The following is a 23,740-nucleotide window of genomic DNA, read 5'->3' as shown; positions in this document are numbered from 1 at the left end:
GCGCATTGTTTCCTCGCTTTCATCGTAGTCGTTGAAGCTGCCCCCTAAGAGGCAGCTTCAACTGGTTATACTGGAACGGCTCAGAAATTAATTGTTGTTGTCCTAGAGATTCTAGTAATCCTGCAGATCCTCGTTCGATTCCATCTCAGCCTCAGTGAACCGTGTAGCCAAATCGTAACCGACAGAGGAAGGATCATTCGTATATTGATCCACGACGTAAGCTCTTACCGTATAATCATGATTGGTCGTGTCGGTTGCGTCGGCTGCGTTGAAGTGAGCCGTAAACGTTCCGATATCATCCAGAACATCCGTATGAATGGCGGCAATGCTTACCGGCTTCTCCCCGTCCATCAGTTGGAAGATGACCGTCGCCTGACTTCCTAAGTACGAAGCATAAGGAGCTACCTTAACAGAAGCGGTGATGCCGTTGGCGCTATCCGTCTTGACAGGTCCCATAGCAAAACTCATTTGGACCGGATGAGAGAATAGTTCTACGTCCCGATTATCATATCCGTCTGCATCGATATAAAAATAGTAAGTGGTAAACTCTTCAAAGACACCTTGCCGAATCGTGATTTTCCCTGGACTGATCGTGTAATCCTCCTGCGCTAGCTCTTGATCCTGTCCTGTGTTGTCATTATAAATCCCTACACCCGAGATATGTTCTCTCCATACGGGATCATCGTCAAACGTGATGACGCTAGGCGCATCCGTATAAGCATCGCCTGAGATGTTATAAGGAGCATCAGCAGTCAGCTCTTCGGTTGTCACAGCCTCAGTCAACACGTTGCCGAACGAATTCTTCAACGTGCTGCCCGCTATCCGAATTTGAACCTCGCCCGTCAATGCTTCATGGAAATAAACCAACAATTGACTGTCATTCAGGATGACGTCGTCATCTGTCCCAAGCGGCAAGAAGGTACTGCCATGATCCAGCGAATAGGACACGGCGGTCTTCAGATTCGATTCGTCTGTCCCCGGCGTATTGTCTGCCAGATTCCCGTCGTTCGTATCAAACTCGACAACAGCCGTATGGCTGCTGATGAGATACGCATCATCCAGCTCCGGCGGATACAGAGTATTCGGGAACACTGCTTCGGTCGTAATCGGATTGGCCAAAGCATGGCCCGATTCGCTCTTCAGCGTATTCGCCGCGATATGAACCTGAATATTCGGATCAACCAACGGGTCGGCGAAGTGCAGCAAGATTGTCTGACCTGTAATCGTTACCGTCGTGGAAGCGGCCAGCGCGTGAGGCGCTCCGCCATTGACGCTTAAGGCGATCCCAGCCTTCAGCGCATCGTTCGAAGCGGTATTGTTGAGAATCGGCGCGTCGAAGTAGAGCGTCAAGTCATGGTTCGTATTGCTGAACTTGGAATAGTCATAAGCCGGCGAATCCGGATTAGCTGTGTCAATCAGGTCCGTTACTACGTCCCAGCTATCTTTCAAGGAATTGCCGTTCTCATCTTGCAACACATAGTAATAAATTACGAATTGGTATCCATTGCCGACAAGCGGTTTGCTTAGCGTGATCACAAGTTGGTTGCCGGATGTAACGGCTGACTCTATCCAGTCGTTGTTCGGCAGCGAACTACCATCCTTGCGGATATAGATGTAATTCACTAAATTGTAGCCATTGCGAATGTAAATATTATCATCAAACGTAAGAGTGACCTTGGTATTGCCTTCGCTAAGCTCCAGCGACTGGTATTCGGGACCGGTGAGGTCGCTAAAGGTAATGGCAGGCGTTGTCACTACATTAGACGGTACCCCAACGCTGTTCTTCAGTGCGCCGGCACCAATCTTCACTTGGTAATCGCCCGCCGCTAACGGTGAGTCGAAATAAATAGTCAAATAATTACTTCCACTGATGTAAACCTCGGCATCCTCAGCCAGCTGTTCAAACGAATCTCCGCCATCCGAGGATATTGTGACAGCAGCTTTCAGTTCATCATCGCTCAAGCCATTCTTGTATATATTTTGATCGTAGTTTACATAAATTCTAGAGTAGCTTGAATACTCATCTTTAGAGCTGGAACTATACGTCGGAGCCTTCGTATTGACGCCAACAGTGAACTCCGAATTTGTAATACCCGGAGCGCTCTGCACCGCGCCTGCCAATACCTTGATGGAATATTGCGTCGCGTCTGCCAGCGGCGAAGCGAAGTCAATATTCAACAGATCATCGCTCACCGTCACGATGTCGTCGCTGTCCAGTTCGCTATAGTCCGGATCGCCGTTCTTCCTAATCTGCACGAATTCGTGCGGATCATAATTGTATGTCGCGCCGGAGACTGAATACGTCGCCGCCGTTACCGACGTGTTCAGCGTAATCGTCACATCATTCTCGTCGGTCAGCGCAACACTTTGGAAAGCGGGAATTGTATAAGACGAGAACAACTCGCTAATCAACTCAGACGTCTGTTGATAGCCGGAATCCTCGCTGCCTTGAAGCGTGCCTGCAAGGATTCGGATCTGGTAGGAGCCATTCGGCATTGTGCTGTTCAGATGCACGATCAGCTCTCCGGCATCCGATATCTCCAATGTGCCTCCGCCTTCAGACACCGACATATAATAACCGATATACTGAGGCTTCAAACCAACTCTCGATGCCTGATCTGTCACGCCAGGCTTCACTTCAACCGGCTCATTGAAGGTCACGATAATATCTCGATTATTGTTGCTGAAGACCGCGCGCTCTATTGTAATATCTGAACCCGCCGCATAAGCAGCAGGCGCAACATTGGCCAGCAGCGTTACGGCCAAGACCGCCATTACGGTCGCAAGCGACAGCCATCTTCTTAAATTCTGCTTCATATCAGAACCTCGTTTCCATTCAAATTTGTCACTAACCTATGCATCCCTGCTCGATCGACCGGTCAACCATCCGCTTCCTTCGCTCCAAGCATCTCTCCTTATTCTTCAATCTGAACTCTGAATGACAGAGTTGTGTGCATACATATTCGACAATACGCTCGTCCACTGAAAGAAGAATGAAAGAATATCTGTCACGAAACAACAAAACCCGCGCGGCTATTGGCCTCGCGGGTCTCTGATAACAATTGTCATGTCGTTTGAAGTCGAGTGTACAGCTCTATTAATTCCTTAGAAGGATCGAGATGCAGCTCCTGATGAAGCACCTTGACGTACCTTCGATAAAGCTTGGCCAGCGAAGCCCGATCCTTCTTGGCGGCATAGGCGCGAAGCAGCAGGCTCGCCGTCTCTTCGTCTAGCTCGTTGCGGTCGAACAGCTTATTCAAGAGCTGGACCGCTGTGTCTTCCTCCCGATGCTCCAGCAGCGCTGCCGCCAGCCTCTTGGCGAATGCAGCATACAGGGCGGACAAGCGTTCTGTATCGTTCATCGCCCAGCCGAACCCCTTCTCTCCGAACAGCTCGCCGGCATACAGCTTCTCTATCTCCATCGCCTTGTCCAGATCGTCTGCTGCCCACTCTGCTTGCTGATGGATTCGTTCCTCGAACTCGGCATAATCAATGCTTGCGTCTGTCAGGTCCAGTCCGTACCCTTCGCTATCCGACAAGACCATCGACTTCAACCCATGCGGCGCCAACGCTTTGCGCAGCTGATAGATGGATGTGTTCAGATAGGTATCCGCATTCTTGGACGCCATATCGCCGAATACGTCGTACAGAATTCTCGCTCTCGATACGATCCTGCCGGGATGGATCAGGAGGTAGCCGAACAGCTCCGCGCTCTTGCGGGAGATCCACTTCACGCTGCCATACGCGGTGCTGACCTCCAAGCCGCCTAAGACATCTATGCGAACCCGGTCCGTCTTAGGCTCCGTCCGCTCCGCTTCGGCGAACGAATGAACCGCTCTAGCCCGCATGACCGCCTTCTCGATCCGCTCCGGCGACACGGGCTTCACGATATAATCGAGCGCGGATAATTCAAAGGCATCCAGCGCGTAATCCTTATGCGACGTGACGAAAATGATGTACAGATCAGGATGGGCCATCGCCATCCGCTCGGCAAACTGCATGCCGCTCTCCTGCGGCATGCTGATATCGACGAAGGCCGCATGGACCTCATGCTCGTCGATGCAGCGGGAGGCCGAGGCCGTATCGAAGAAGCATCCCGCAACCTCTACATCGGCAAGCTTGCCCAGCATCTTGGACATAATGAGATGCATCGCCTTCTCATCGTCGATGACGATAACCCTCATATCGCGTCGATCTCCTTCCATGTTCGCTGTCGAACGTTCGCCGTCTTGGTTGACGGGAGGGTGAAGTAGAAGGTGCTGCCTTGCCCCGGAACAGATGTATACCCGATGTCGCCGCCGTTCAACCGCACGAACTTGCCGCACAGATATAACCCTAACCCCGTCCCCCGTTCGCCATCGGTGCCTGGAGCGGAACCTGGCTGCACTTCGTGGAACAACGTTTTCCCAACTTCACTATCTACGCCTGCTCCGGAATCCTTCACCGATACGATCATATGACCGCCATGATCGGCCGCCTCCACCTGAATCCAGCCGCCAGTCCCGGTATACTTAATCGCGTTGAGCATGAGATTCCGCAGGACCAGCTCCATCATATCCTTGTCTGCGTACACCTCGGAACCCTCTTGCACGGAGACGGACATTCGAATCCGCTTCCGCTCCAGGTGATGCTTGAGCGTCTGGGCCGCTTGATGAATACTCGGTTCCAGCTCCCATACCATCGGGTGGAAGTTAATCTTGTCTCTCTGACTGCGAACCCAGTCCAATAGATTCTCCACCAGCAGGTGGGTATCCCGGACTTGGCCGCCAATCTTCTGGAAAATATGGGATTCTTCACTTCCCGGTTCGATGAAATCCTCTTCGATAATCTCCGATAAATTAACCATCATAGCGAGAGGATCGCGAATATCATGAGCCACTACCGCGAACAGCTTGTCCTTGAAGGCGTTCAATTCTTCCAATTGACTGGCATTGGCCAGCAGCTGCTCTTGGTACAGAACGGCCTGCGTCACATCGCTGAAGATAATCAGTTTGCCCATCTCCATGCCTGCCTGATCATAGATCGTGGATATTCTCACTTGGTACTGGCGAAGCTCTTGCCCTTGCCTAATGGCGATACGGCTCTCATCGGCCCCCCCGGCCGCGATCTTCGCCAATAGCTCCGGATTCGATGCGAACACCTTATGGACGGACACCGTCTGTCCGTTCCATAACCGCAGCTCCCTCAGCATTCCTCTCGCGGCTTCATTCACGTGGGATAGATTATGGTCATAATCGAGAATGACGACGCCGTCCTGCATCGTCTCGAACACCTTCTGATAAGCGATGGGAACCAGCCGAAGCAGGTTAAACCGATAGATCCCCCATAGATAGGCGAAGCTGGATATCGCGAAGCCGAACGGCGTCAGATCCACCTCCGCACGACCGAATATCGCCAGGTAAATCATATTCAACAACCATGGAGCCGCGCCGCTGACCATCAGCATCACCACTTGCCGACGAACAATCGGTATGGACTTCGCATACATGCGAAGATACAATGCCATGCCAACCACGGCTTCCACGTTAAAATAACCGAAATGCAGCCAATACAAAGGACCCTTCGTTATGACGACAGAGGATAGATTCGAATCGCTCGGATCAAACCGCAGCTCGCGGTAGAAGAGATGATGGATATCATTCGTCAATTGCGAGATCAAGATGATTACGGGGATCGCGAACAAGAGGACAGCCGCCCATCTCTTCAGGTAAGCTCGATTCCCTGTGTAGACAATGGCGAGAAGAAGCCAGAAGGTCACGATGAATGGAATGCCGATGTATTGCACATTGAGCCAGAGCTTCGCCTGCTGTAGATTCGTGCTTATGATCTGGCAAGCATACCCGAAGGAGTAGAACGAAGCGGCCAGCATGGCCCAAGCACAGTATTGGGCTACGTCCTGTCTTCTCTTCCGATAGGCGAGATAAGATACAACCAGCATGAGAGCCGTTGCCGCTAACAAGACTTCAGACAGGCCGACTCTTAAACTCAGGACGCTCACCTCCGCTAGCCGATTCAATCAGGATACTGTTATATTCGACATTGTTCTCGGTTTCCTCCAGTGAACTTCAAAAAAAAAACCGCTCGGCAGCATTAAGCTGTCAAGCGGTGACGAGCGAAGGATAGGATTCGATTAACGGCTCTGCGCCTTGCCTTGGTTCCAGAGGCTCTCCATCTGCTCCAGCGATCTGCCCTTGGTCTCCGGCACGAAGAAGACCGTGAAGAGGACCGCAATAACGGACAGGATGCCGAATGTCCAATAGGTTGCCGCAGGGCCTGCCCAATCCAGTAGAGGCGGGAAGGATTGCGAGACGGCATAGTCCGCAGCCCAGAGGAACATCGAAGCGATCGACGTCGCCAAGCCGCGCACCCGGTTCGGGAAGATCTCGGAGAGCATCACCCATACGACCGGGCCGAGCGAGATAGCGAATGCCGCCGTGTAGATCAGGATCAAGACCAGCACCGTATATCCAGAGCTGTGACCGGTGTTGAAGAGAAGGCCGATCACTCCGAGGCATACAGCCATGATCGATACGCCGGTCAGCAGAAGCGCCTTGCGGCCGACCTTGTCGATGAGCCAGATCGACACGACGGTGAAGACCATGTTCACCGCGCCGACCAGAATCGTCTGAATGAGCGCTGCGTTCGTCCCCGCTCCCGTCTGCTTCAGGATCTCGGGAGCGTAGTACAGAATCGCGTTAATGCCGGTTACTTGCTGGAATATCGCCAGACCAATGCCGACGAACATCGCGAATCGAAGGCCCGGTTTGAACAAGTCGCGGATCGAGCCGCGCTCTTCACGGAACGATGCTTTGATATCAAGCACTTCCTGCTTGGCCGCTTCTTCTCCGTGGATCCGAAGCAGAATGCTCAGCGCCTTCTCCGGCTTGCCGTTCTTGATCAGCCAGCGCGGGCTCTCCGGCACGAGGAACAGCAGAGCCATGAAGATTATGCCCGGTACCGCGCCGACGCCGAACATCCAACGCCAGCCGGTCGAGATGTCCCAAGCGTCAGAGCCTGCGCCAGCGATGCCCGAGTTGACGAAGTAGGTGAAGAAGATGCCGGTTACGATGGCGAACTGGTTCAGAGCGACCAGCCGTCCGCGATAGCGGGCCGGAGCGATCTCCGCATTGTAGATGGGGCAGAGCGTCGACGTGATGCCAATGCCGATGCCGCTGACCATCCGGGCGATAATGTAGCCCGAGAATGTGGACGGAAGCGCCGTAGCGACCGAACCGATAATGAATAGAACGGCTGCGCTGATCAGCACTTTCTTGCGGCCTAGGCCGTCGCTGAGCCAGCCGGATGAGATGGCGCCGACGACGGCGCCGATGATCAAGCTGGATACCGCCCAGCCTTCGCCGAATTCGCTCAAGTTGAAGCGCTCGTCCAAGAAGCCGACAGCGCCGGAGACGACCGCTGTGTCGAAGCCGAACAACAAGCCGCCGACCGCGCCGATGATGGAGATGAGAAGCACGTATTTCATATTCAGCTGTTCGCCGCTGCGGGACTTAGCTGTTATGGATGCCATTGGTGATCTGTCCTTTCCCTAGCGATTGGACTTCAGTATAGCACCAGGAGGGCGACGGACGGCGCATGATCTTCTTCACTAATTTGCGTAGTTCCCGCACAATTATTTTGCCAGCGGGGAGTTTGGGGCAGATTCGACCGCGAATCGCACAATATTGCGCGATACCGCAAAATAATCCATGTCGGCGAAGCAGACCCGGGAAGGTGTACGCCGATCACTTCAGCTGCGAACGGTATTCCGAAGGGGCGACGCCGGTTACCTTTTTGAACACGCGGCTGAAGTAGTTAGGGTCCTTGTAGCCGACCTGGTAGCTCACTTCCTTCAGGCTCAGGTCCTCCTCCTCGATCAATTGCTTGGCGCGGTCGATGCGCAGGCCGGTCAGGTAATCGATGAACGTCTCGCCGACGTGCTGCTTGAACACCTTGCTGAAGTAGAACGGGTTCAGATGAACCGACTCTGCTGCCTCCTCGAGCGACAGCTCCTCGGAATAATGCTGGCGGATATACTGCTTGGCCCGATCGATCACCGTCGACGTCTGCTCCTCGCGAATCTCCCGGATCCGCCGAAGGGCGGATGCGACATAGCTCTGCCAGCCCTCGCTGTCAGCTCCCTGCCCGGGAACCCGGGGGCCTCCGCCCGCCTTCAAATCCTCGAACAGGCACACCTGGTCCGAGCATGTGGAGGCGAACACGGCTTCGAAGTAGGACTGCCGCAGGCCTTCTGCCCCGCTCTGAAGCGAACCGATGCCGATGGAGATCTCCGTCTTCAGCAGAGGCTGGACAACGTCGTTCAGCTTGCGCGCGAGGCGGATCGGCTCCTCCTTCCAATCGTCCGCAGCCTGAGGCGGCTTCCGCAGGAAGACAGCCAGATGGCGCTCCACGATGGAGCTGACGAGGCACGGCCCGAACGACTTCGCGGTTCGCCGAATCGTCTCGTACAGCGGTTTGCGGTCCTCCGCGCTATCGTGCCCGGGGAAGGCGATGACGAGGCAGCGGCAATCCTCTAGCGGGAATTCCAGCCACTGCGCGAGCTGCTCCGGACCTTCGCCCGCCACTTGATCGACCATCAGGATAAGAGCGAGCTCATTCTCTACGAGAGGCTGAAGCGTGGACACTTTGTTCCGAAGGGTCAGATGTTCGGCCCGCTTCGATCTCTCCTGGTCGAGCTCGTCCGCCAACCGCTGCAGCAGCGAGGCTACCTGCTCCCGGCTGGCCGGCTTGACGATATACTCCTTGACGCCGAGCGTCAGCGCTTCCTGCGCATAGTGGAACGAATCGTACGCGGTCACGAGCACGAACTTCGCATCGGGCAGCAGCTTGCGAATCTCCCGCAGCGCCTCAAGCCCCTGGATGCCCGGCATCTGGACATCCATTAGCACGATATTCGGCCTTCGCTCCTCCGCCAGCTCGATCGCCCGCCTGCCATTCTCGGCCTGCACAATCTCGAAGGTGTCCGGGAGCATCCGCTGGACGATCCACTCGAGGCCTTCTCTCTCCAGCGCTTCATCATCCGCGATCAATAGGCGGTACATCGGCGGGTTCCTCCTTCGGTGTCATCGGTATGCGGATCGTGAACGTCGTGCCTTGCCCAGGCTCGCTCCGAATCTGGATGGCATCGCTGCGTCCGGTGAACAGCTGTATTCTTCGGAAAACGTTGCGTGTGCCTAGGCCGGCCGAGATCGGCGCGGCATGTGGATGCGGCTGCGGCGAGGCTTGCGGCTGCGGCGAGGCTTGCGGCTGCGGCTGAGCTTCCGGCTCATAATCGAGCTGCAGCAGCGCTAGGCGGATCGCTTCGTCCATGCCGGCGCCGTTGTCTGCGACTTCGATGACGGCGTCGCCGCCTTCCCGCGCGATAGCCAGCCTGATGACGGCGCCCGCTTCCATGCTCTCGATGCCGTGCACGAACGCGTTCTCGACGAGCGGCTGAACGGTCAGCGCCGGAATCCTCGCCGGCAAGGCGGCATCGTCGATGTCGGTCTCGAACCGGACGCGGCTGCCGAATCGGGCTTGCTGAATGGCGACGTACTCCATGACGTGCCCCAGCTCGTCGCGCAGCGAGACCGGCTCGTCCAGTCTGCGAAGACGGTATCGAATGAGCTTGGACATGGAGACGATAAGATCGGACGTCCGCTCCGCTCCTTCCAGGAGCGCGAGCTTGGATAGCACGTTCAAGGAGTTGAACAGGAAGTGCGGCTGAATCTGGCTCTGCAGCGCGCGCAGCTCCAGCTCCTTGACGAAGCGGTCCTGCTCGAGCCGTTCCTTGTCCCGATCGGCGGCTGCTTGAAGCGACTCGATCATCTGGACGAAGGCGTTCGTCAGGATGCCCAGCTCGTCCTTGGCAGAGGCGTTGAGGCGGGCATCGGATCGGGACTGAGCGCCCGGATTGGTTTGGGCTTGGTCATGAGCTTGAGCGACGCTGCCGGTTGGGGAGCGGGCATTGGGATCGTCAGGTTCCCAGTTGGCCCGGCCGGCAGTCAAAGCTGCATCAGCCGGTTCCGCAAGCGGCATCCCCTGAGAGATGCGGCGAGCCATGCGAACGAGCCGCCCGACGGGATCGGTCACGCTGCGAGATACCCAGAGGGCGAGCCCTACGCCGAGAAGCGTCTGCACGGCGATGACGGCGGCTCCCAGTCGGTTCATTCGCTCGTTCTCCCGTTGGATCTGCAGGAAGACCGGGCGGTCGACGCCAAGCTCGAGATCGACGAGATGCGAGCCCTCCTCGCGAATGAACCCGGCTGTCTTCTCCGCGGATTCATACTGCGCCAGCGCTTCCTTCGGCGTTGCGGACGCAGCCTCCGCTGCTTGGCGTTCCTGCTCGGCGAGCGTGTCGATCAAGTTCAGATAGCCTTCCGCTTGCGAGGCAAGGGAAGGCAGCTGGCCAAGCTGATGGAGCGTATCCCCGCTAAAGCGCAGCTCATCGTTCAGTTGCTCCATCTCGGTGAGAAGCTCCGGCCCCGGATCGAGCAGATAATTGTAGAGCGCCTGAAGCGATTCGTCCGCGCTCTGAACTGACTGCTTGTAAGCGAGAATCCGGTTCATCATCCGGTCGTAGCCGCCTTGAACGAGCGCAGAGCTTCGGAATAGGAAGAAGATCACGGTATTCGCCGCGAGAACTAGAAGCGGAATGACAATGAGCAGCTTCGCGCGAATCGTCATGGGCAGCTCTCCAAAGGGACACAGGCTTGACTGGACACGCCGTCTTCGCTTGCGGCGAGCGCGGCACGGTCCAGCACAGCCGTGCCGGTATAGTGCAGCTCTTCGATCTTCTTGCCCTGCATATAGTCGTGAAGCAGGGTGACAGCCTTCTCGCCGATCTGCCCCGGCTGTTGAACGATCACCGCCGCAATCCGGCCTCGGCCGATCTCCTGTCGGGTATTGCCCGGATCGTCGAACCCGAACACGAGGAGGCCGTCCGCTTGCCGATGGTCGGCCGCTTCTGCGATACCGAGCGCATCCAGCGCGCTGAAGCCGATTACGGCCTTCAGGTCCGGATGTTCGCGCAACATATCCTCCGTCTGCTCTTCCGCCTGCAAGCGGGAGATGTTAGAGGTACGCACATCCGCGATGACGAGATCGGGATGCCTGGCGATGACGCTGCGGAAGCCTTCCAGGCGGAGCTGCTGGTTGCTCGCTTCGCTGCCGAGCAGGACGCCGAGCTCCCCCTTGTCGCCGACGCTGCGCACGACGAGCTCGCCCATGCGCCGGCCTGCCTCCAAGTTGTCCGTTCCGACATATGCCGCCCGCGCGCTGTCCGGCTCGTCCGCGTCAATCGTCAGAACAGGGATCCCGCTGGCGGACGCCTGATCGATCAAGCTCGCGTAGGCAAGGTCGTTCTGGCCTTGCACAAGCAGGCCGTCAAAGCCCTCCGCGATCGCCTTCTCGAGCAGCCGGGTCTGCTCCGAGGGATTAATCCGAGTAGGCCCCATATATTCGAGTTCCATTCCGTAACGCTCGGCGGCCGCCGCAGCACCCGCTTCGACGGATTGCCAGAACGGATTGTCCTGCTCCTGCGAGATCAGGGCGATTCGGGTTCGTTCGCCCGCCGTTGCCGCGGCTTCTGCCCCATTCTCCGGTTTGAGCTGCGAGGTCAAATCTCGCGTATGCTGAACAGTCATCGCGAAGCCCGCGAGCAGACCGGCGAACAGCAGCGCAAGAAGGATGAGTGCTCCGTTCCAAATGCGATTCTTCATGCGATAGCTCCTTAAACAATAAGCTGAGCGTTGGATTTACATCGTATAGCTTTCACCAGTTAAGATGTTTTCTTGCTTGGAGCGATAGCAGCCGAGGGCTCTATCGCTAACGGAAGCCACGTCCGTAATTTGGCCAATTGATGCGGCTTCCGACGGCGCAATAACGGCTGTTGCGACCGTTAGTTTATTGATCACGGACCTAGCGTTTGTTGCGGGACTTAGCCATAGCCACAGTGCGCCGACCATCGGTCAAAGCGCAAAAAAAGGGCTGTCCCTCAAGCCACTATCGTGGCCTCTTGGGATACCCCGTCTTCCAGCGACTCATCTGAAGCAGCATCTTTTTTTAAGAATAGGGCATACACGCCCATCGCTTCTTAGCCTAGAGATCATAATCTCATTGTAACTTGCCCGGCGGATAATATGAAGCGTATTTGCCGGCAGGGGGGACAACCGTAGTGCCGTTCCGAGCCGAATACCCGTACAATACAACAAGCCGTCGCCGCGGCGGATCGAAACTTTCCAATAAGGAAGCAGGGGTGTAAGGATGGGCACTTCCAATTGGCAAAATATATCTTACTGCGTCGAACTGATTCGCCTGGTTAAGCCGGCTAAGGTACTGGACGTGGGCGTCGGTTACGGCAGATGGGGGATGCTCTGCCGGGAATTCCTGGACGTATGGGGCGGTAAGTTCTTCCGGAGCCAATGGACGACGCAGATAGACGGCATCGAGGTTTTCCCCGCGAACGTCGACCAATACCACCAATACTTCTACAACCAAATCTATGTCGGCAACGCCTATACGGTTATCGATACGCTGGGCCGCTACGATCTGATCATCCTAGGGGACGTGCTGGAGCATTTCGAGAAGACACAAGCGCTTCACTTCTTGGACAAATGCTTGTATCGGAGCAGCCACGTGCTGCTCATCATCCCGATCGGGACGAATTGGCCGCAAGGCGCCGTATACGGCAATGAGCACGAGCGCCACTTAAGCGCTTGGAGCATGGAGGAGCTGCGCCGCTTCCCCATCGCCCACGATCGCATGTTCAAGGATCAGGCAGGCCGAAGCTTCGCGGTATGCCTGTTCAAAGGCTGGGGGTGATGAACGCGCTATGAAGGTACTCGTCACTTACTTCATCGCCAGCGGAGGAGTCGAGACGCTGAACCGGATGCGCTGCAGAGCGCTGGAGATGCAAGGCATCGAATGCCATGTGTTGTACCAATGGCCGGGCTCCGGCCTGAAGAACAATCCCGGTTACCCGGTCTACGTGACGGAGAACAGAGACAACATCCAGAGTATTCTGCGCCAAGAGCGGTTCGACGCCGTCATCGTCTCTTGCAACTATGGGATGCTATGGCGGATTCGCGAGTTCGGCTTCGGCGGCCCCGTGATCTTCGAGGTGCAGGGCTTGGGGACGAAGGTGCAAGCCCGAGAGACGCTGGAGCAAGCGAGAAGCTACATCTACTCGTTCTGCAACGCGGCGCTGTATCCTCAGACGCCGCACCTTCGCGAGTTGTTCCAGACCATGTACCCGGGGCTTAAGCAATATAGCTTCCACAACGGTCTGGATACGGAGCGGTTCGGTTACCGCGAGCTTCCGCCGCACAATCGCCCGATCGCCGCATGGGTAGGACGGCTGGAGCCGAACAAGAATTGGCGGTACTTCCTCGAGATCTGCCGGGAGCTGCGCAAGCTTCGTCCCGATCTGGATATCTGGATCTTCGGGGACTCCTCCTTGAATCAACCGGCCGACTTGCAGGCATACGAAGCCTTCATAAGCCAGCAGCTTCCGGGTTCGCGGCCGGTGTGGCGCGATAATGTCCCGCATAGCAAGATGGCCGAATACTATTCCATAGTCGGCCGTTCCGGCGGGTTCCTCGCCTCGACCTCTCTTAATGAAGGGTTCGGCTACGCGGTCGCTGAAGCGATGCTCTGCCGCTGTCCGGTCATCTCCACCGACTCGGACGGGATCCGCAGCATGATCCTTAACGGGAAGAGCGGAATGATTATTCCACCGCACGCACCCGGGCCAGCGGCTCTAACCGCGTATGAACTTATGAGCAACGCCAAAGCCCGCCAAGCGATCATCGAACAGGCGGAGCAGCTGGTGAGGACCGAGTTCTCCCTCGCCAGATACGGGCAGAATCTGCGCGCTATGCTGCTCGAGCAGTGCGGCAGGCTTGCTTGACACGCAGAGCGGCGGGCTCGCTTGACGCGCAGGGCGGAGATGCTCGGTCAAGCCGATCATCTCCGCTCTCCCTCGCGAAGCCCAACCCCAGGCGAGTTGCACTGCCGAAGCCAGTATCTTCGCTGCACAGAGAAGCAGCCGTCCGCAGCGAGTGCGGACGGCTGTTCTGCGCCTGCAAGGCGAGTTACCCGATATAGCCGCGCGTCTCCAAAAATTCGACGACGCGCGCGGCGCATTGGTCGACTGTCTCCCGGTCGGTGTGCAGCACGAGCTCCGGGGCTTCCGGCGGCTCGAACGGATCAGATACGCCGGTGAACTGCCCGATCTCCCCGCTGAACGCTTTCTTGTACAGCCCTTTCACATCTCTGCGAGCGCATTCTTCCAACGGGCAGCACACATAGACCTCCGCGAATGAGCCGATCGACTCGCGCGCCGACTCCCGAATGGACTTGTACGGCGATACGAACGACGCGAGCACGATAATGCCGTTGCGCGTCAGCAGCCGCGCGATATAAGCGGCCGTCGCCGTATTCTTCCGGCGGTCCTCCTTGGAGAAGCCGAGCCCGGCCGTAAGCTGCCCGCGCATCTCGTCCCCGTCCAGCAGCTCTGCCTTCACGCCCCGAAGAGCGAGCAATCTGGCGACTTCAAGGCATACCGTCGTTTTGCCGGCTCCAGACAACCCTGTGAACCACAGCGTTACGCCTCTCTGCATTCGCTTCTTCCCCTCTCTCCATGAGCTATTGCCATTGATCGTCCTTCTCGTAGCCGTCGACGATGAGCCACGGCCCGGCAACCTGCTTGAAGGCGGCCTTCACTTCGTCGTCGAACTCATGCCTCCACTCGCCGCTGACCCCCTTGCGATACGTCAGCGAAGTCGACGGATCAATCCGCCGCTCCATCTCGTCCAGCGCAGCCTCTAGCTGCGAAGCGGGAGGCAGCCGTCCGTTCAGCGCATACCGCAGCAACCGATCCAACGCCTGGCGCCGGGCGGCCTCAGAGGCCGTCAATCGCTCGAACGTCAACCAGCACACGTCGTCCTGGCCAATCCAGCCGCGGAATTGGCCGTACCACGTCCCGATGTCCGGATAGCGGAACTTGCCCAGTTGAACGCCCCGGATCAGCGCCAGGAACTGCTCTTTGCGGCTGTCAAGCAGGAGCAGGTACTCCCGAAGCGGATGATCCGGATACGGCCCGACAATAAAATAAACATATGAGACAACGATATCTCGCAAATCGCGCGTCAAGAACACCTGCTTGATTCGGTTGCGCTTCAGCATGGCGGCATATTCCGGCGAATAATATACATGCCCCGCCGCGAAGTCACCGTCCTTCAACTGCGTGAAGCCGGCTTCATGCAAGGCAAGATCCTGCGGATACCCCTCATAGAATTCATACGGCTTCAGCTGCATGCCCGGAATCCCGGACATGATCTGTTTGAGCAGATGAGTTCCACTCTTCGGCACAGAATTAAGGAACACCGGCATAGTCAATGGAACCCTCCTTCCCTAACCAGCGCATGTCCGTTCGCCGCGGAGCCTAAGGCTAATTACCAGTTCATCGTCTTCTCGTAGCCCGTATCGATCACCAATTGCCCGGCGTTCTGCTTGAACAGCTGCTTGATTCTGCCGCTGAACTCCGTACGCCACGACCCGATGAGTCCCTTGCGGAAGGTGCGAGAGGTGGTGCTGTTAATGCGCGATTCCATCGAGAAGGCCATCGTCTGCATCGGCATCGGCAGCATACGGCCTTCCCATAGGTAGTGCAGGATGCGAAGAACCGTCTCCCTTCTTCGTTCAGGCGTCACCATCAGCTGCTCGAAGGAGACCTTCAAGCAATTGGGCTCTCGGATCCAGCCGTAGAACAGCGTGATATATTGCCCGAATGTGAGCGAATACTCCGGAATCCCCTGAAGCAGCGCCGCGGCCCTATCCTCAAACGTGAAGTACCTCGTACGGAAGTAGGGATGCAGCGGATGCGCAATCCAGTTGTCGGCGATGTAGTAGATTAACGAGACGAACACGTCACGAGGATCGCGATAGAGGAAAATGTGCTTAAGCTTGTACTGTTCCAGCATTCGAGCATAACGATCCTCGTAATACAGATGCCCGATGGCGAATTGGTTCGGCTGCAGCAGGGCGAGACGCCGGGAATGATCGTCGTAGAATCCGGCCGGAGGATTGTTGGCGAAGAACTTCTTGCTCGCATCGTTAATGTCGTTCGTCACGCCTGGAATACCGTTGAGCATCTGATGCATTAAGTGCGTGCCGCTCTTAGGCACGGAGCTGGAGATGAAGGGCGGCAGCGATATCGGCCCTTGCGGATACATGATCGAATCATAACCTCCCTTATCGATTGAACAGATACTCTCTTAACGCCTGATCGAAGGCATTGACGCTGCGCGCCCAGGTCCACTTCTGCGACTCTTGCTCACCTGCGGCCGCAATGCTCTGCATCAGCTCCGGACGATTCAGCAGCAAGCGGATCTGTTGCCCTAACGAGCCCTCGTGGCGATAGGCTACGAGACACGTGTGCCCATGCCGGCCATAGTCGGTATTGCCTCCGGAATAAGCCGAGACAAGCGCCGCTCCGCACCGCATCGCTTCCAGACCGGGCATGTTGGCCGCTTCATAGATGGAAGAAGTCACGAAGATATGCGATTGATTGTAGTGGTAGCAGAGCTCGACATCATCGCCCGGCGTATAGAACAAGTAAGGCAGCGTCGCTCTCATCCGTTGCAGCGCGGGGGAGCGATACATCTCGCCCGGCGGGGTGATCAACGCGATCTCGACATGCGGGTAATCCCGCTTCACCGCGTACAGCTCTTCCATCAAATAATGCTGATCCCGGTGAAAGGCAAACCCTTCAGGCTCCCGAACGATGGCGCTGATACGGATCGTCCGGCTCTGCTCGCGAATGTGCAGATTCCGGAAGACGGGATCGAGACCGACCGGGACTACCGTCCCTCTGATTCCGTGCAATAATTCGATGAGCTTCTGCTGCCATGAAGAGATGACAATTAACGATTGCGTAGCGAAGTATGTCGGGAAGGATTGGTGATTGTTCGGAAGCACGACCGGCTCGTAGCACATGCTTAGGCGGATGTGTCGGCCTTTGCCCTGCTCGCTTGCCGCTTGCGACAAGGGAACCGTCAAATAATAATTGGAGACGATCGCGTCCGACGAGGGCAAATCATCGGCTCGCAGAACCGTACGGGTAGTCTGTATGACGCGGGCCTGGACTGGATATTCGATCACGCCTTCGGAAGGCATCACGATCGTCACGTCGTGTCCCTTGCGGACAAGACCGTTCACGAGTTCTGCCAGCATTCGTTGGGCGCCGCCCTTGCAGAGGGTCAAGATGGGAAACGTAAGCTTCAACGGGACGCCACCTCCTTAGCCATGAGCGCATCATCTTGTCTGCATACTGTAGCGTATGTCGATTAAACGCCGTTGGCATCGGACAATCATCCGACCATGCCAAATGCCAAGAGGCCGCTAACCTTGTCGATTAGCAGCCTGCTTGACGAACCATGCCAGCTTCTCCCGCATCCCCCTCTCCGTATCTTCGTCCAAGCCCCAACCGGACATATGGATCGCGGGCTTCAGCGCGGCGCGCAAGTCCCAGATAGGAAGAGAAGTATAGTTGAGGCAGGGCATGAGAGCTTGATAGCGTCGGGTAAAATGGTGCATAGCCTCGGTCCCGAATGACCAGGCAATCTCCAGTCTGGCATTCGCGAGATCGGCGAGCGGATCGCCTATTGCGGCATCTTCCCAGTCGATCACGGCGACGAGACGGCCGTTCTTCCACAGCATATTTCCCGGCCAATAATCGCCGTGCAGCAGCGTCTCCTTGTTCCTTGGCGGCGACGGTTCGATGCGCTGCAACGCCTCCCTTATAAGGCTGGATTCTGCCATATCGGCAACATCCGCGGGAATTCTCGCCAGGAATTCGGATAACCGTCTCTCCTGCTTCGGCAAGTAGGAGACGTCGCGAGAGGAGATATCCGCCTGGTGGATCGCCGCGAGAGCGGCCGCCAACTGATTGCACAGGTCAATGGCTTGATTAGGGGTTGGGGCAGAGAGGATCGTCTCTCCCTCTATGAATTCAATGGCAATATAAGGCGAAGGGAGAATCTCGCCGGATTCGTCGGCGCCGTAAGGGGCTGGCGCGGGGACGTCCGTATCGGCCAGCAGCTTCAACAGCTTGTATTCATCCGTTGCGATATGAGGGTTCCGCGCTACGTCCGCTGGACCATGCTGACGCACTACTAACTTCCGCACCTCACCGTTCGACAGGAGAACTTCCAAGGCGGTCACCTGCGCTGAGACGCCGCCCTTCAGCTCCCATGCTCGGAGCAGCTTGCTATGACGATCCATTCGCTGTATCAGCCGTTCGAACATCCGGCACCTCACCTCTAGCTCATTATAACTGCGGCTTTGGCCCCATGCGAGAGTTGCGTTATCCGGATTAACCGGACTGCGAGGTGTCAACCCGCGTACGCGAAATGAGCTGCCCGGACAATCCGGACAGCTCAATCAATACTAACTGTTATAGTACGCGGCGGGCGGTGACGTAATGCGTCGACCAGTAGCCGCTTGTCAGCGTGTTGATCGCCAGCCCGTCCTGGGACGGCGTGTCGTGGATGAACTGGCCGCTGCCGATGTAGATGCCGACGTGGTTGATGACTTTGTTATTGCTGCCGACCGTGTCGAAGAAGACGAGGTCGCCCTTCTTCAAGCTGCTCTTGCTCGCATAGGAGCCGGCCGACTTCTGATACTTCGTGCCCCACTTCAAGTCGACGCCGACTTTGGCGAAGACGAATTCCGTGAACGACGAGCAGTCGAAGATGAGCTTGGAAGGGTTGCGCGTGCCGAAGTCGTAGCTGACGCGGCCCATGTAGCTTTTCGCAATGTCAACGACTTGGTCGCCCTTCGAGCTGCTGCTAGAGGAACTAGAGGAAGAGGAGCTCGAAGAAGAGGAGGAACCGCTATAGTTCGTATACTTGTCGCTCGACGAGATATACCCGGTGTTGCCGTTCTGGTCCTTCACCTTCAGCCAGTAGCTGTTCACTTGGCTGACGACATGGACCTTCTCTCCCGTATGAATCAATCGAATGACGCGGCCGCTCGTGCTCGCGCTGGCTCGAAGGTTCACTCCATATGTAACCTTCGTCTCATAGACGGTTGCAGCAGCTGCCTTCGGCGTCGAGGCTTGTCCAATGTTTAAAGCTCCGAACCCAATGGCGGCGCACAGGCCGACCGCCGCGAGCTGACGCAATATTGGCTTGGATCTAGACATGTGAATCCCTCCATGTGTTGTATTTCGAAATTCACGATAGCATAGTTCGTCCGACCTAAACTTTTCCATGAAGGAAAAATTCGCCGCCATACCGGGGAAAATCACTCTTTATTAGAAAAGATTGAGAATCTTCTAATGTTCCATTCCCCTCCTAATTCCGGGCGGCACACACCGCAAAATCGATTAAATAAAAAGCAACATCTAGGGTCTTGACCTGCCGATAATTATGGTATAATCACGTTTGTTTATCACTGGATAACGGAAGCTTGGCAACGCAATTGACAGAATTAACAGACCATATGGAAAACAGGTGACCCCATGTTCGAGATCAAATGGTTATGGAACAACCTGCAAGGCAACAGGGTGCGGTACCTGCTTGCGCTCTGTCTCTCGGTAGTGGGCTCCGCTCTCACGATCGCGAATCCTTATCTCGGCCAGCTCATCATCGACACGTTCATCTCTAATGAGGATGCGCGCCAGAATCTGATCGACCAGAGGGGACTGCTCATCGCGCTTGCCTTGGGCATGATCGGCTTCTCCCTGCTGCGTACGGGTCTGGCCTACGTGACGACGATGCAGTACGAGCGTTCTTCGCAGAACATGCTGTACAACATCCGGATCTATCTGTACAACAAGATTCAGGGCCAAGACATGGAGTACTACGATCGCAACCGAACCGGGGACCTGATGACGAAGATGACGGGCGACCTCGACATGGTTCGGCACTCGATGGCGTGGATCATCAAGACGATCATTGAATCGCTGACGATCTTCGTGGCGGCGGTCATCTACTTCTTCACCATTGATGCCGTTCTGACGCTCTGGCTGCTCATCCTGGCGCCTCCGATCTTCATCGTTGCCTTCCTGTTCGCGAGACGGGTTCGCCCGATGTACATCAGCCTCCGCGAGAAGCTGTCGCAGCTGAACTCGACGACGCAGGAGAACATTGCCGGCAACCGCGTCATTAAGGCATTCGCCCGCGAGGAATATGAGATCGAGAAGTTCACGGAGAAGAACGTGAATTATTCGAAGGCGAACAAGGCCGCGGCCCTCGTCTGGCTCGATTACTTCCCTTATCTGGAGACGTTCGCGCAGGCGTTCAACGTGATCCTGATGATCGCCGGCGGCTTCTTCGTCATGAACGGCCGCATCACGTTCGGCGAATACGCAGCATTCTCGTCGCTCATCTGGGCCATCTCGAACCCGATGCGCAACATCGGCATCATCATCAACGACATCCAGCGCTTCTTCGCCAGCTTGAGCAAGATCGCGGAGATCTACTACGCCAAGCCGCACATCGTGAATGAACATCGTGCGGCGGACAAGAAGCGTTATGACGGTCATATCCAATTCGATCATGTCAGCTTCAAATACGACAGCCAGACGGTGCTGCACGACGTCAGCTTCACCGTGAAGCCCGGAGAGACGATCGCTATCATGGGCGCCACCGGCTCGGGCAAGACGACGATCATCAGCTTGATTCCGCGCTTCTACGATGTCTCCGAGGGACGCGTGCTGGTGGACGGCGTCGACGTCCGCGAGCTGGAGCTCGACGAGCTGCGCGGCAATATCGGCATTGCGACGCAGGACGTCCTTCTCTTCTCCGACACGATCGACGGCAACGTCGCCTACGGTGATCCGGATCTGCCCGAAGAAGAAGTGGTCCGGTACGCCGAGCTCGCCGCTGCGCATGAATTCATCCGCAAGATGCCGGAAGGATACGACACCATCGTAGGCGAGCGCGGCGTCGGCTTGTCCGGCGGCCAGAAGCAGCGGATCGCGCTGGCGCGCGCGATGTCCGTTCGCAGGCCGATCCTCATTCTCGATGACACGACGTCCGCGGTCGACCTCGAGACAGAGATGCACATCCAGCAGAGCCTGCGCGATCTGGATTTCCCCTGTACGAAGATCATCATTGCCCAGCGCGTCTCCACCACGGCGAAGGCCGACCGCATCATTATTCTCGAGAGCGGACGCATCATCGAGGAGGGCACGCACGCCGAGCTGCTGGCGAAGCGAGGCTATTATTATGAAGTGTTCATGCTTCAGAACGAAGGCATCGGGAGGCAGGTGAGCGCGAATGGCTAGAAATAAATTCGACATCGACGAGAACCTGGAGTCTCCCTTCGATATGAAGCACTTCCGCCGAGCGTTGGTATATATCAAGCGGCAGAAGAAGCCGATGATCATCGCGTTCGTGCTGAGCGCGCTGTCGGCGGCCATCGGGCTGTCGGCGCCGCTCATCATGCAGCACGTCGTCGACGTGATCATTCCGGCGAAGGCGCATGGGGCGCTGATCGGCTGGTCCGGTCTGATGCTGCTGACGATCGTCGTCAGCGTCGTGCTCGCGACGATTCGCTCGCGGATCATGACGAACGTGGGGCAAGAGATTATTTTCGAGATTCGAACCGATCTATTCAAGCACTTGCAGATGCTGCCGTTCAAGTATTACGACGACCGTCCGCAAGGCAAGATTCTGATCCGGATTGTCAACTACGTCAACTCGGTCTCGGACGTGCTGTCCAACGGTATCATTAACTTCATTCTCGAGATCGTGAACTTGATCTTCATCGCCGCGTTCATGTTCGCCGTCGATGTCAAGCTCTCGTTCATCACGCTGGCGGGGCTCCCGGTCTTCCTTGGCGTCATGCTGCTCATCAAGACGAAGCAGCGCCGGTCGTGGCAAGCGGTCTCGAACAAGAGCTCCAACTTGAACGCCTACATGCAGGAGAGCATCAGCGGCATCGGCGTGACGCAGATGTTCTCGCGCGAGAAGCGGAACGAGGGCATCTTCACGCGGCTGGCGACGAACTTCCGGGCCGAATGGATGAAGGCGATGGTCTACAATGCCCTCATACCGTTCACGGTCGACAATCTGGCTACGATCGTGACGGCGCTGATCTATCTGATCGGGCTGCTAGCGCTAAGCCCCGCGGACGTCACGTTCGGCGTCATTCTCGCGATGAGCAGCTATGCAGCCCGCTTCTGGCAGCCGATTCTGAACCTGTCGAACCTGTACAACAGCTTCATCAACGCCGTCGCGTACCTCGAGCGGATCTTCGAGACGCTGGATGAGCCGGTGACGATCCGCGACGTGCCGGATGCTGCGGAGATGCCGCAGATGAAGGGCCGCGTGACGTTCGACAACGTCACGTTCGGCTACGATCCCGGCGTTAACATTCTGGAGAACCTCTCCTTCGACGTGAAGCCGGGCGAGAGCATCGCGCTGGTCGGACCGACGGGGGCCGGCAAGACGACGGTCGTTAACCTCATCTCCCGCTTCTACGATGTGACCGGCGGCAGCATTCGCATCGACGGACACGATATCTCGCAGGTGACGCTGAAGTCGCTGCGCAGCCAGATGGGCATCATGCTGCAGGACAGCTTCATCTTCTCCGGCACGATTCTCGACAACATCCGGTACGGCAAGCTGGATGCTACCGAGGAAGAGATCATCGCCGCCGCGAAGACGGTGTGCGCCGACGAGTTCATCCGCGAGTTCGAGCAGGGCTACCTCACCGAGGTCAACGAACGCGGCTCGAAGCTGTCCCAAGGGCAGCGGCAGCTCATCTCGTTCGCGCGGACGCTGCTGGCGGACCCGCGGATCTTGATCTTGGACGAAGCGACGTCGTCGATCGACGCCAAGACGGAGCGGCTGCTGCAGCAAGGGCTGAACGAGCTGCTCAAGGGACGCACGTCGTTCATTATCGCGCACCGGCTGTCGACGGTGAAGAACTGCGACCGCATCATGTACGTCTCCGACAAGGGCATCGCCGAAGTCGGCTCGCACGACGAGCTCATCGCGCGCAAGGGCTTGTACTACAGGCTGTATACGGCGCAGAAGATGGAAGCTTAGGGGCTGGCACTTGGCTGTTGGAAGCGCACGGCTAGTGATAGCGGAGAAGGAGGTGCAGGGAGCTGTGACTCTCTGCACCTCCTTTTCTTTGGAGATTAGACTGGTGGATAGTGCTATGTGGATTTCGTGTGAAGCAGTTAGTTAGAGGAAGCGCGCGAGTGCGGAGTGTCAAGTGGATTAATCGCAACTTGCAGCCTGACAGTTCAAGCCTCGCGCCTACGCCTCAATTCCCTCTCAAGGCTCTCTCTTCCTCTAGCCATCGCCCAGTAGTGGTTCGAGGTGAAGATCGGCTTGAGAATCGGGGAGAAGTATTTGAGCAGCGGCTTCTGGGCGTTCACATACCAATCGAATTGCACGTTCACATAGTCGCCGTCCTGTTCAAACATCCATGTTCCGTGACCGACCAAGTCTCCCGAAGACTTCAAGGAGATGGAATGCGGCGCTTGTTCGGCCGTCTTGCAAGACTTCCAGCGCAGCTTGTACGGCAGCTTGCCCCTTGAGAGAATGTCGTAGACCTCGCCGCCTGTCTCTTTGTCCTTGTCTCCCTTCTGAATCTGCAAGTACACTTCGGGCCACCACCGTTGGTAGTCCAAGAAGTCCGAGCAAATCTCGTAAATCTCCCAGATATTTCCCTTCACCCGCCAATGGGTAGGCATGTAGTATTCGTTCGCTGCCATGGC

At 56.7% G+C, this 23,740-nt stretch carries 18 protein-coding genes; 4 read left to right on the top strand and 14 right to left on the bottom strand.

Annotated features, from left to right (window positions below; translation table 11 throughout):
* Positions 1 to 111: 111 nt before the first annotated feature.
* The 7 genes from H4Q31_RS01100 to H4Q31_RS01070 form a co-directional block, all read right to left on the bottom strand.
* Positions 112 to 2,817 (bottom strand): hemoblobin-interacting domain-containing protein, encoded by a 2,706-nt coding sequence (locus H4Q31_RS01100; RefSeq protein ID WP_185177223.1) that lies wholly within the window; start codon positions 2,815 to 2,817, stop codon positions 112 to 114.
* Between the two features lie 248 nt (positions 2,818 to 3,065).
* Positions 3,066 to 4,184, bottom strand: coding sequence for a response regulator (locus H4Q31_RS01095; RefSeq protein WP_185177222.1), 1,119 nt, complete (start codon positions 4,182 to 4,184; stop codon positions 3,066 to 3,068).
* A complete protein-coding gene (locus H4Q31_RS01090; protein ID WP_185177221.1) occupies positions 4,181 to 6,016 on the bottom strand; it encodes a sensor histidine kinase in 1,836 nt (611 codons plus the stop codon). The genes H4Q31_RS01095 and H4Q31_RS01090 overlap by 4 nt, the downstream gene beginning before the upstream one ends.
* A gap of 114 nt (positions 6,017 to 6,130) precedes the next feature.
* Positions 6,131 to 7,528, bottom strand: a complete 1,398-nt coding sequence (locus H4Q31_RS01085; RefSeq protein ID WP_185177220.1) for a sugar porter family MFS transporter — start codon at positions 7,526 to 7,528, stop codon at positions 6,131 to 6,133.
* A gap of 214 nt (positions 7,529 to 7,742) precedes the next feature.
* Complete coding sequence (locus H4Q31_RS01080) at positions 7,743 to 9,059, bottom strand: AraC family transcriptional regulator (RefSeq protein ID WP_185177219.1); 1,317 nt, start codon at positions 9,057 to 9,059, stop codon at positions 7,743 to 7,745.
* On the bottom strand, positions 9,034 to 10,683 hold the full coding sequence (locus tag H4Q31_RS01075; protein ID WP_245347208.1) for a sensor histidine kinase: 1,650 nt from the start codon (positions 10,681 to 10,683) through the stop codon (positions 9,034 to 9,036). The genes H4Q31_RS01080 and H4Q31_RS01075 overlap by 26 nt, the downstream gene beginning before the upstream one ends.
* Positions 10,680 to 11,717, bottom strand: a complete 1,038-nt coding sequence (locus H4Q31_RS01070; RefSeq protein WP_185177218.1) for a substrate-binding domain-containing protein — start codon at positions 11,715 to 11,717, stop codon at positions 10,680 to 10,682. The genes H4Q31_RS01075 and H4Q31_RS01070 overlap by 4 nt, the downstream gene beginning before the upstream one ends.
* A gap of 544 nt (positions 11,718 to 12,261) precedes the next feature.
* Here H4Q31_RS01070 and H4Q31_RS01065 point away from each other — a divergent pair.
* Both H4Q31_RS01065 and H4Q31_RS01060 read left to right on the top strand, forming a co-directional pair.
* The gene (locus H4Q31_RS01065) at positions 12,262 to 12,819 is read left to right on the top strand and encodes a methyltransferase domain-containing protein (protein ID WP_185177217.1); all 558 of its coding nucleotides are present in this window, start codon (positions 12,262 to 12,264) and stop codon (positions 12,817 to 12,819) included.
* A 10-nt stretch (positions 12,820 to 12,829) separates the two neighbouring features.
* Positions 12,830 to 13,906 carry a glycosyltransferase family 4 protein gene (locus H4Q31_RS01060; RefSeq protein WP_185177216.1) on the top strand — a complete coding sequence of 359 codons (1,077 nt, stop codon included), beginning with the start codon at positions 12,830 to 12,832 and terminating at the stop codon, positions 13,904 to 13,906.
* A 184-nt stretch (positions 13,907 to 14,090) separates the two neighbouring features.
* Here H4Q31_RS01060 and cysC read toward each other — a convergent pair whose 3' ends face one another.
* The 6 genes from cysC to H4Q31_RS01030 all read right to left on the bottom strand — a co-directional run bounded on the left by cysC (position 14,091) and on the right by H4Q31_RS01030 (position 19,204).
* Positions 14,091 to 14,618 (bottom strand): adenylyl-sulfate kinase, encoded by a 528-nt coding sequence (gene cysC / locus H4Q31_RS01055; RefSeq protein ID WP_185177215.1) that lies wholly within the window; start codon positions 14,616 to 14,618, stop codon positions 14,091 to 14,093.
* 25 nt (positions 14,619 to 14,643) lie between these two features.
* Positions 14,644 to 15,396, bottom strand: coding sequence for a sulfotransferase family protein (locus tag H4Q31_RS01050; RefSeq protein WP_185177214.1), 753 nt, complete (start codon positions 15,394 to 15,396; stop codon positions 14,644 to 14,646).
* A gap of 56 nt (positions 15,397 to 15,452) precedes the next feature.
* Complete coding sequence (locus H4Q31_RS01045) at positions 15,453 to 16,232, bottom strand: sulfotransferase domain-containing protein (RefSeq protein WP_185177213.1); 780 nt, start codon at positions 16,230 to 16,232, stop codon at positions 15,453 to 15,455.
* Between the two features lie 19 nt (positions 16,233 to 16,251).
* Positions 16,252 to 17,283, bottom strand: coding sequence for a glycosyltransferase family 4 protein (locus H4Q31_RS01040; RefSeq protein ID WP_185177212.1), 1,032 nt, complete (start codon positions 17,281 to 17,283; stop codon positions 16,252 to 16,254).
* A 117-nt stretch (positions 17,284 to 17,400) separates the two neighbouring features.
* Positions 17,401 to 18,306, bottom strand: coding sequence for a phosphotransferase family protein (locus tag H4Q31_RS01035; protein ID WP_185177211.1), 906 nt, complete (start codon positions 18,304 to 18,306; stop codon positions 17,401 to 17,403).
* A 148-nt stretch (positions 18,307 to 18,454) separates the two neighbouring features.
* Positions 18,455 to 19,204: a C40 family peptidase gene (locus tag H4Q31_RS01030; protein WP_185177210.1), complete on the bottom strand. Its 750-nt coding sequence runs from the start codon at positions 19,202 to 19,204 to the stop codon at positions 18,455 to 18,457.
* Positions 19,205 to 19,522: 318 nt separating this feature from the next.
* On the opposite strand from H4Q31_RS01030, the gene H4Q31_RS01025 reads away from it, so the two are divergent.
* Positions 19,523 to 21,292, top strand: coding sequence for an ABC transporter ATP-binding protein (locus tag H4Q31_RS01025; RefSeq protein ID WP_185177209.1), 1,770 nt, complete (start codon positions 19,523 to 19,525; stop codon positions 21,290 to 21,292).
* Positions 21,285 to 23,060 carry an ABC transporter ATP-binding protein gene (locus H4Q31_RS01020; RefSeq protein ID WP_185177208.1) on the top strand — a complete coding sequence of 592 codons (1,776 nt, stop codon included), beginning with the start codon at positions 21,285 to 21,287 and terminating at the stop codon, positions 23,058 to 23,060. The genes H4Q31_RS01025 and H4Q31_RS01020 overlap by 8 nt, the downstream gene beginning before the upstream one ends.
* Before the next feature lie 203 nt (positions 23,061 to 23,263).
* Here H4Q31_RS01020 and H4Q31_RS01015 read toward each other — a convergent pair whose 3' ends face one another.
* A complete protein-coding gene (locus tag H4Q31_RS01015) occupies positions 23,264 to 23,737 on the bottom strand; it encodes an SRPBCC family protein (RefSeq protein WP_185177207.1) in 474 nt (157 codons plus the stop codon).
* Positions 23,738 to 23,740 lie beyond the last annotated feature (3 nt).

Origin of the sequence: Cohnella lubricantis, assembly GCF_014212015.1 — a bacterium.
Lineage (GTDB): Bacteria > Bacillota > Bacilli > Paenibacillales > Paenibacillaceae > Cohnella > Cohnella lubricantis.
The sequence above is the reverse complement of the archived record's forward strand: the minus strand, read 5'-3'. Positions and strand labels throughout refer to the sequence as shown.

Coding starts and splice junctions, on each gene's coding strand:
- H4Q31_RS01045 (WP_185177213.1), bottom strand. CDS start 16,232: ATGTATCCGCAAGGGCCGATATCGCTGCCGCCCTTCATCTCCAGCTCC.
- H4Q31_RS01085 (WP_185177220.1), bottom strand. CDS start 7,528: ATGGCATCCATAACAGCTAAGTCCCGCAGCGGCGAACAGCTGAATATG.
- H4Q31_RS01025 (WP_185177209.1), top strand. CDS start 19,523: ATGTTCGAGATCAAATGGTTATGGAACAACCTGCAAGGCAACAGGGTG.
- cysC (WP_185177215.1), bottom strand. CDS start 14,618: ATGCAGAGAGGCGTAACGCTGTGGTTCACAGGGTTGTCTGGAGCCGGC.
- H4Q31_RS01015 (WP_185177207.1), bottom strand. CDS start 23,737: ATGGCAGCGAACGAATACTACATGCCTACCCATTGGCGGGTGAAGGGA.
- H4Q31_RS01095 (WP_185177222.1), bottom strand. CDS start 4,184: ATGAGGGTTATCGTCATCGACGATGAGAAGGCGATGCATCTCATTATG.
- H4Q31_RS01065 (WP_185177217.1), top strand. CDS start 12,262: ATGGGCACTTCCAATTGGCAAAATATATCTTACTGCGTCGAACTGATT.
- H4Q31_RS01075 (WP_245347208.1), bottom strand. CDS start 10,683: ATGACGATTCGCGCGAAGCTGCTCATTGTCATTCCGCTTCTAGTTCTC.
- H4Q31_RS01030 (WP_185177210.1), bottom strand. CDS start 19,204: ATGTCTAGATCCAAGCCAATATTGCGTCAGCTCGCGGCGGTCGGCCTG.
- H4Q31_RS01100 (WP_185177223.1), bottom strand. CDS start 2,817: ATGAAGCAGAATTTAAGAAGATGGCTGTCGCTTGCGACCGTAATGGCG.
- H4Q31_RS01070 (WP_185177218.1), bottom strand. CDS start 11,717: ATGAAGAATCGCATTTGGAACGGAGCACTCATCCTTCTTGCGCTGCTG.
- H4Q31_RS01060 (WP_185177216.1), top strand. CDS start 12,830: ATGAAGGTACTCGTCACTTACTTCATCGCCAGCGGAGGAGTCGAGACG.
- H4Q31_RS01020 (WP_185177208.1), top strand. CDS start 21,285: ATGGCTAGAAATAAATTCGACATCGACGAGAACCTGGAGTCTCCCTTC.
- H4Q31_RS01035 (WP_185177211.1), bottom strand. CDS start 18,306: ATGTTCGAACGGCTGATACAGCGAATGGATCGTCATAGCAAGCTGCTC.
- H4Q31_RS01080 (WP_185177219.1), bottom strand. CDS start 9,059: ATGTACCGCCTATTGATCGCGGATGATGAAGCGCTGGAGAGAGAAGGC.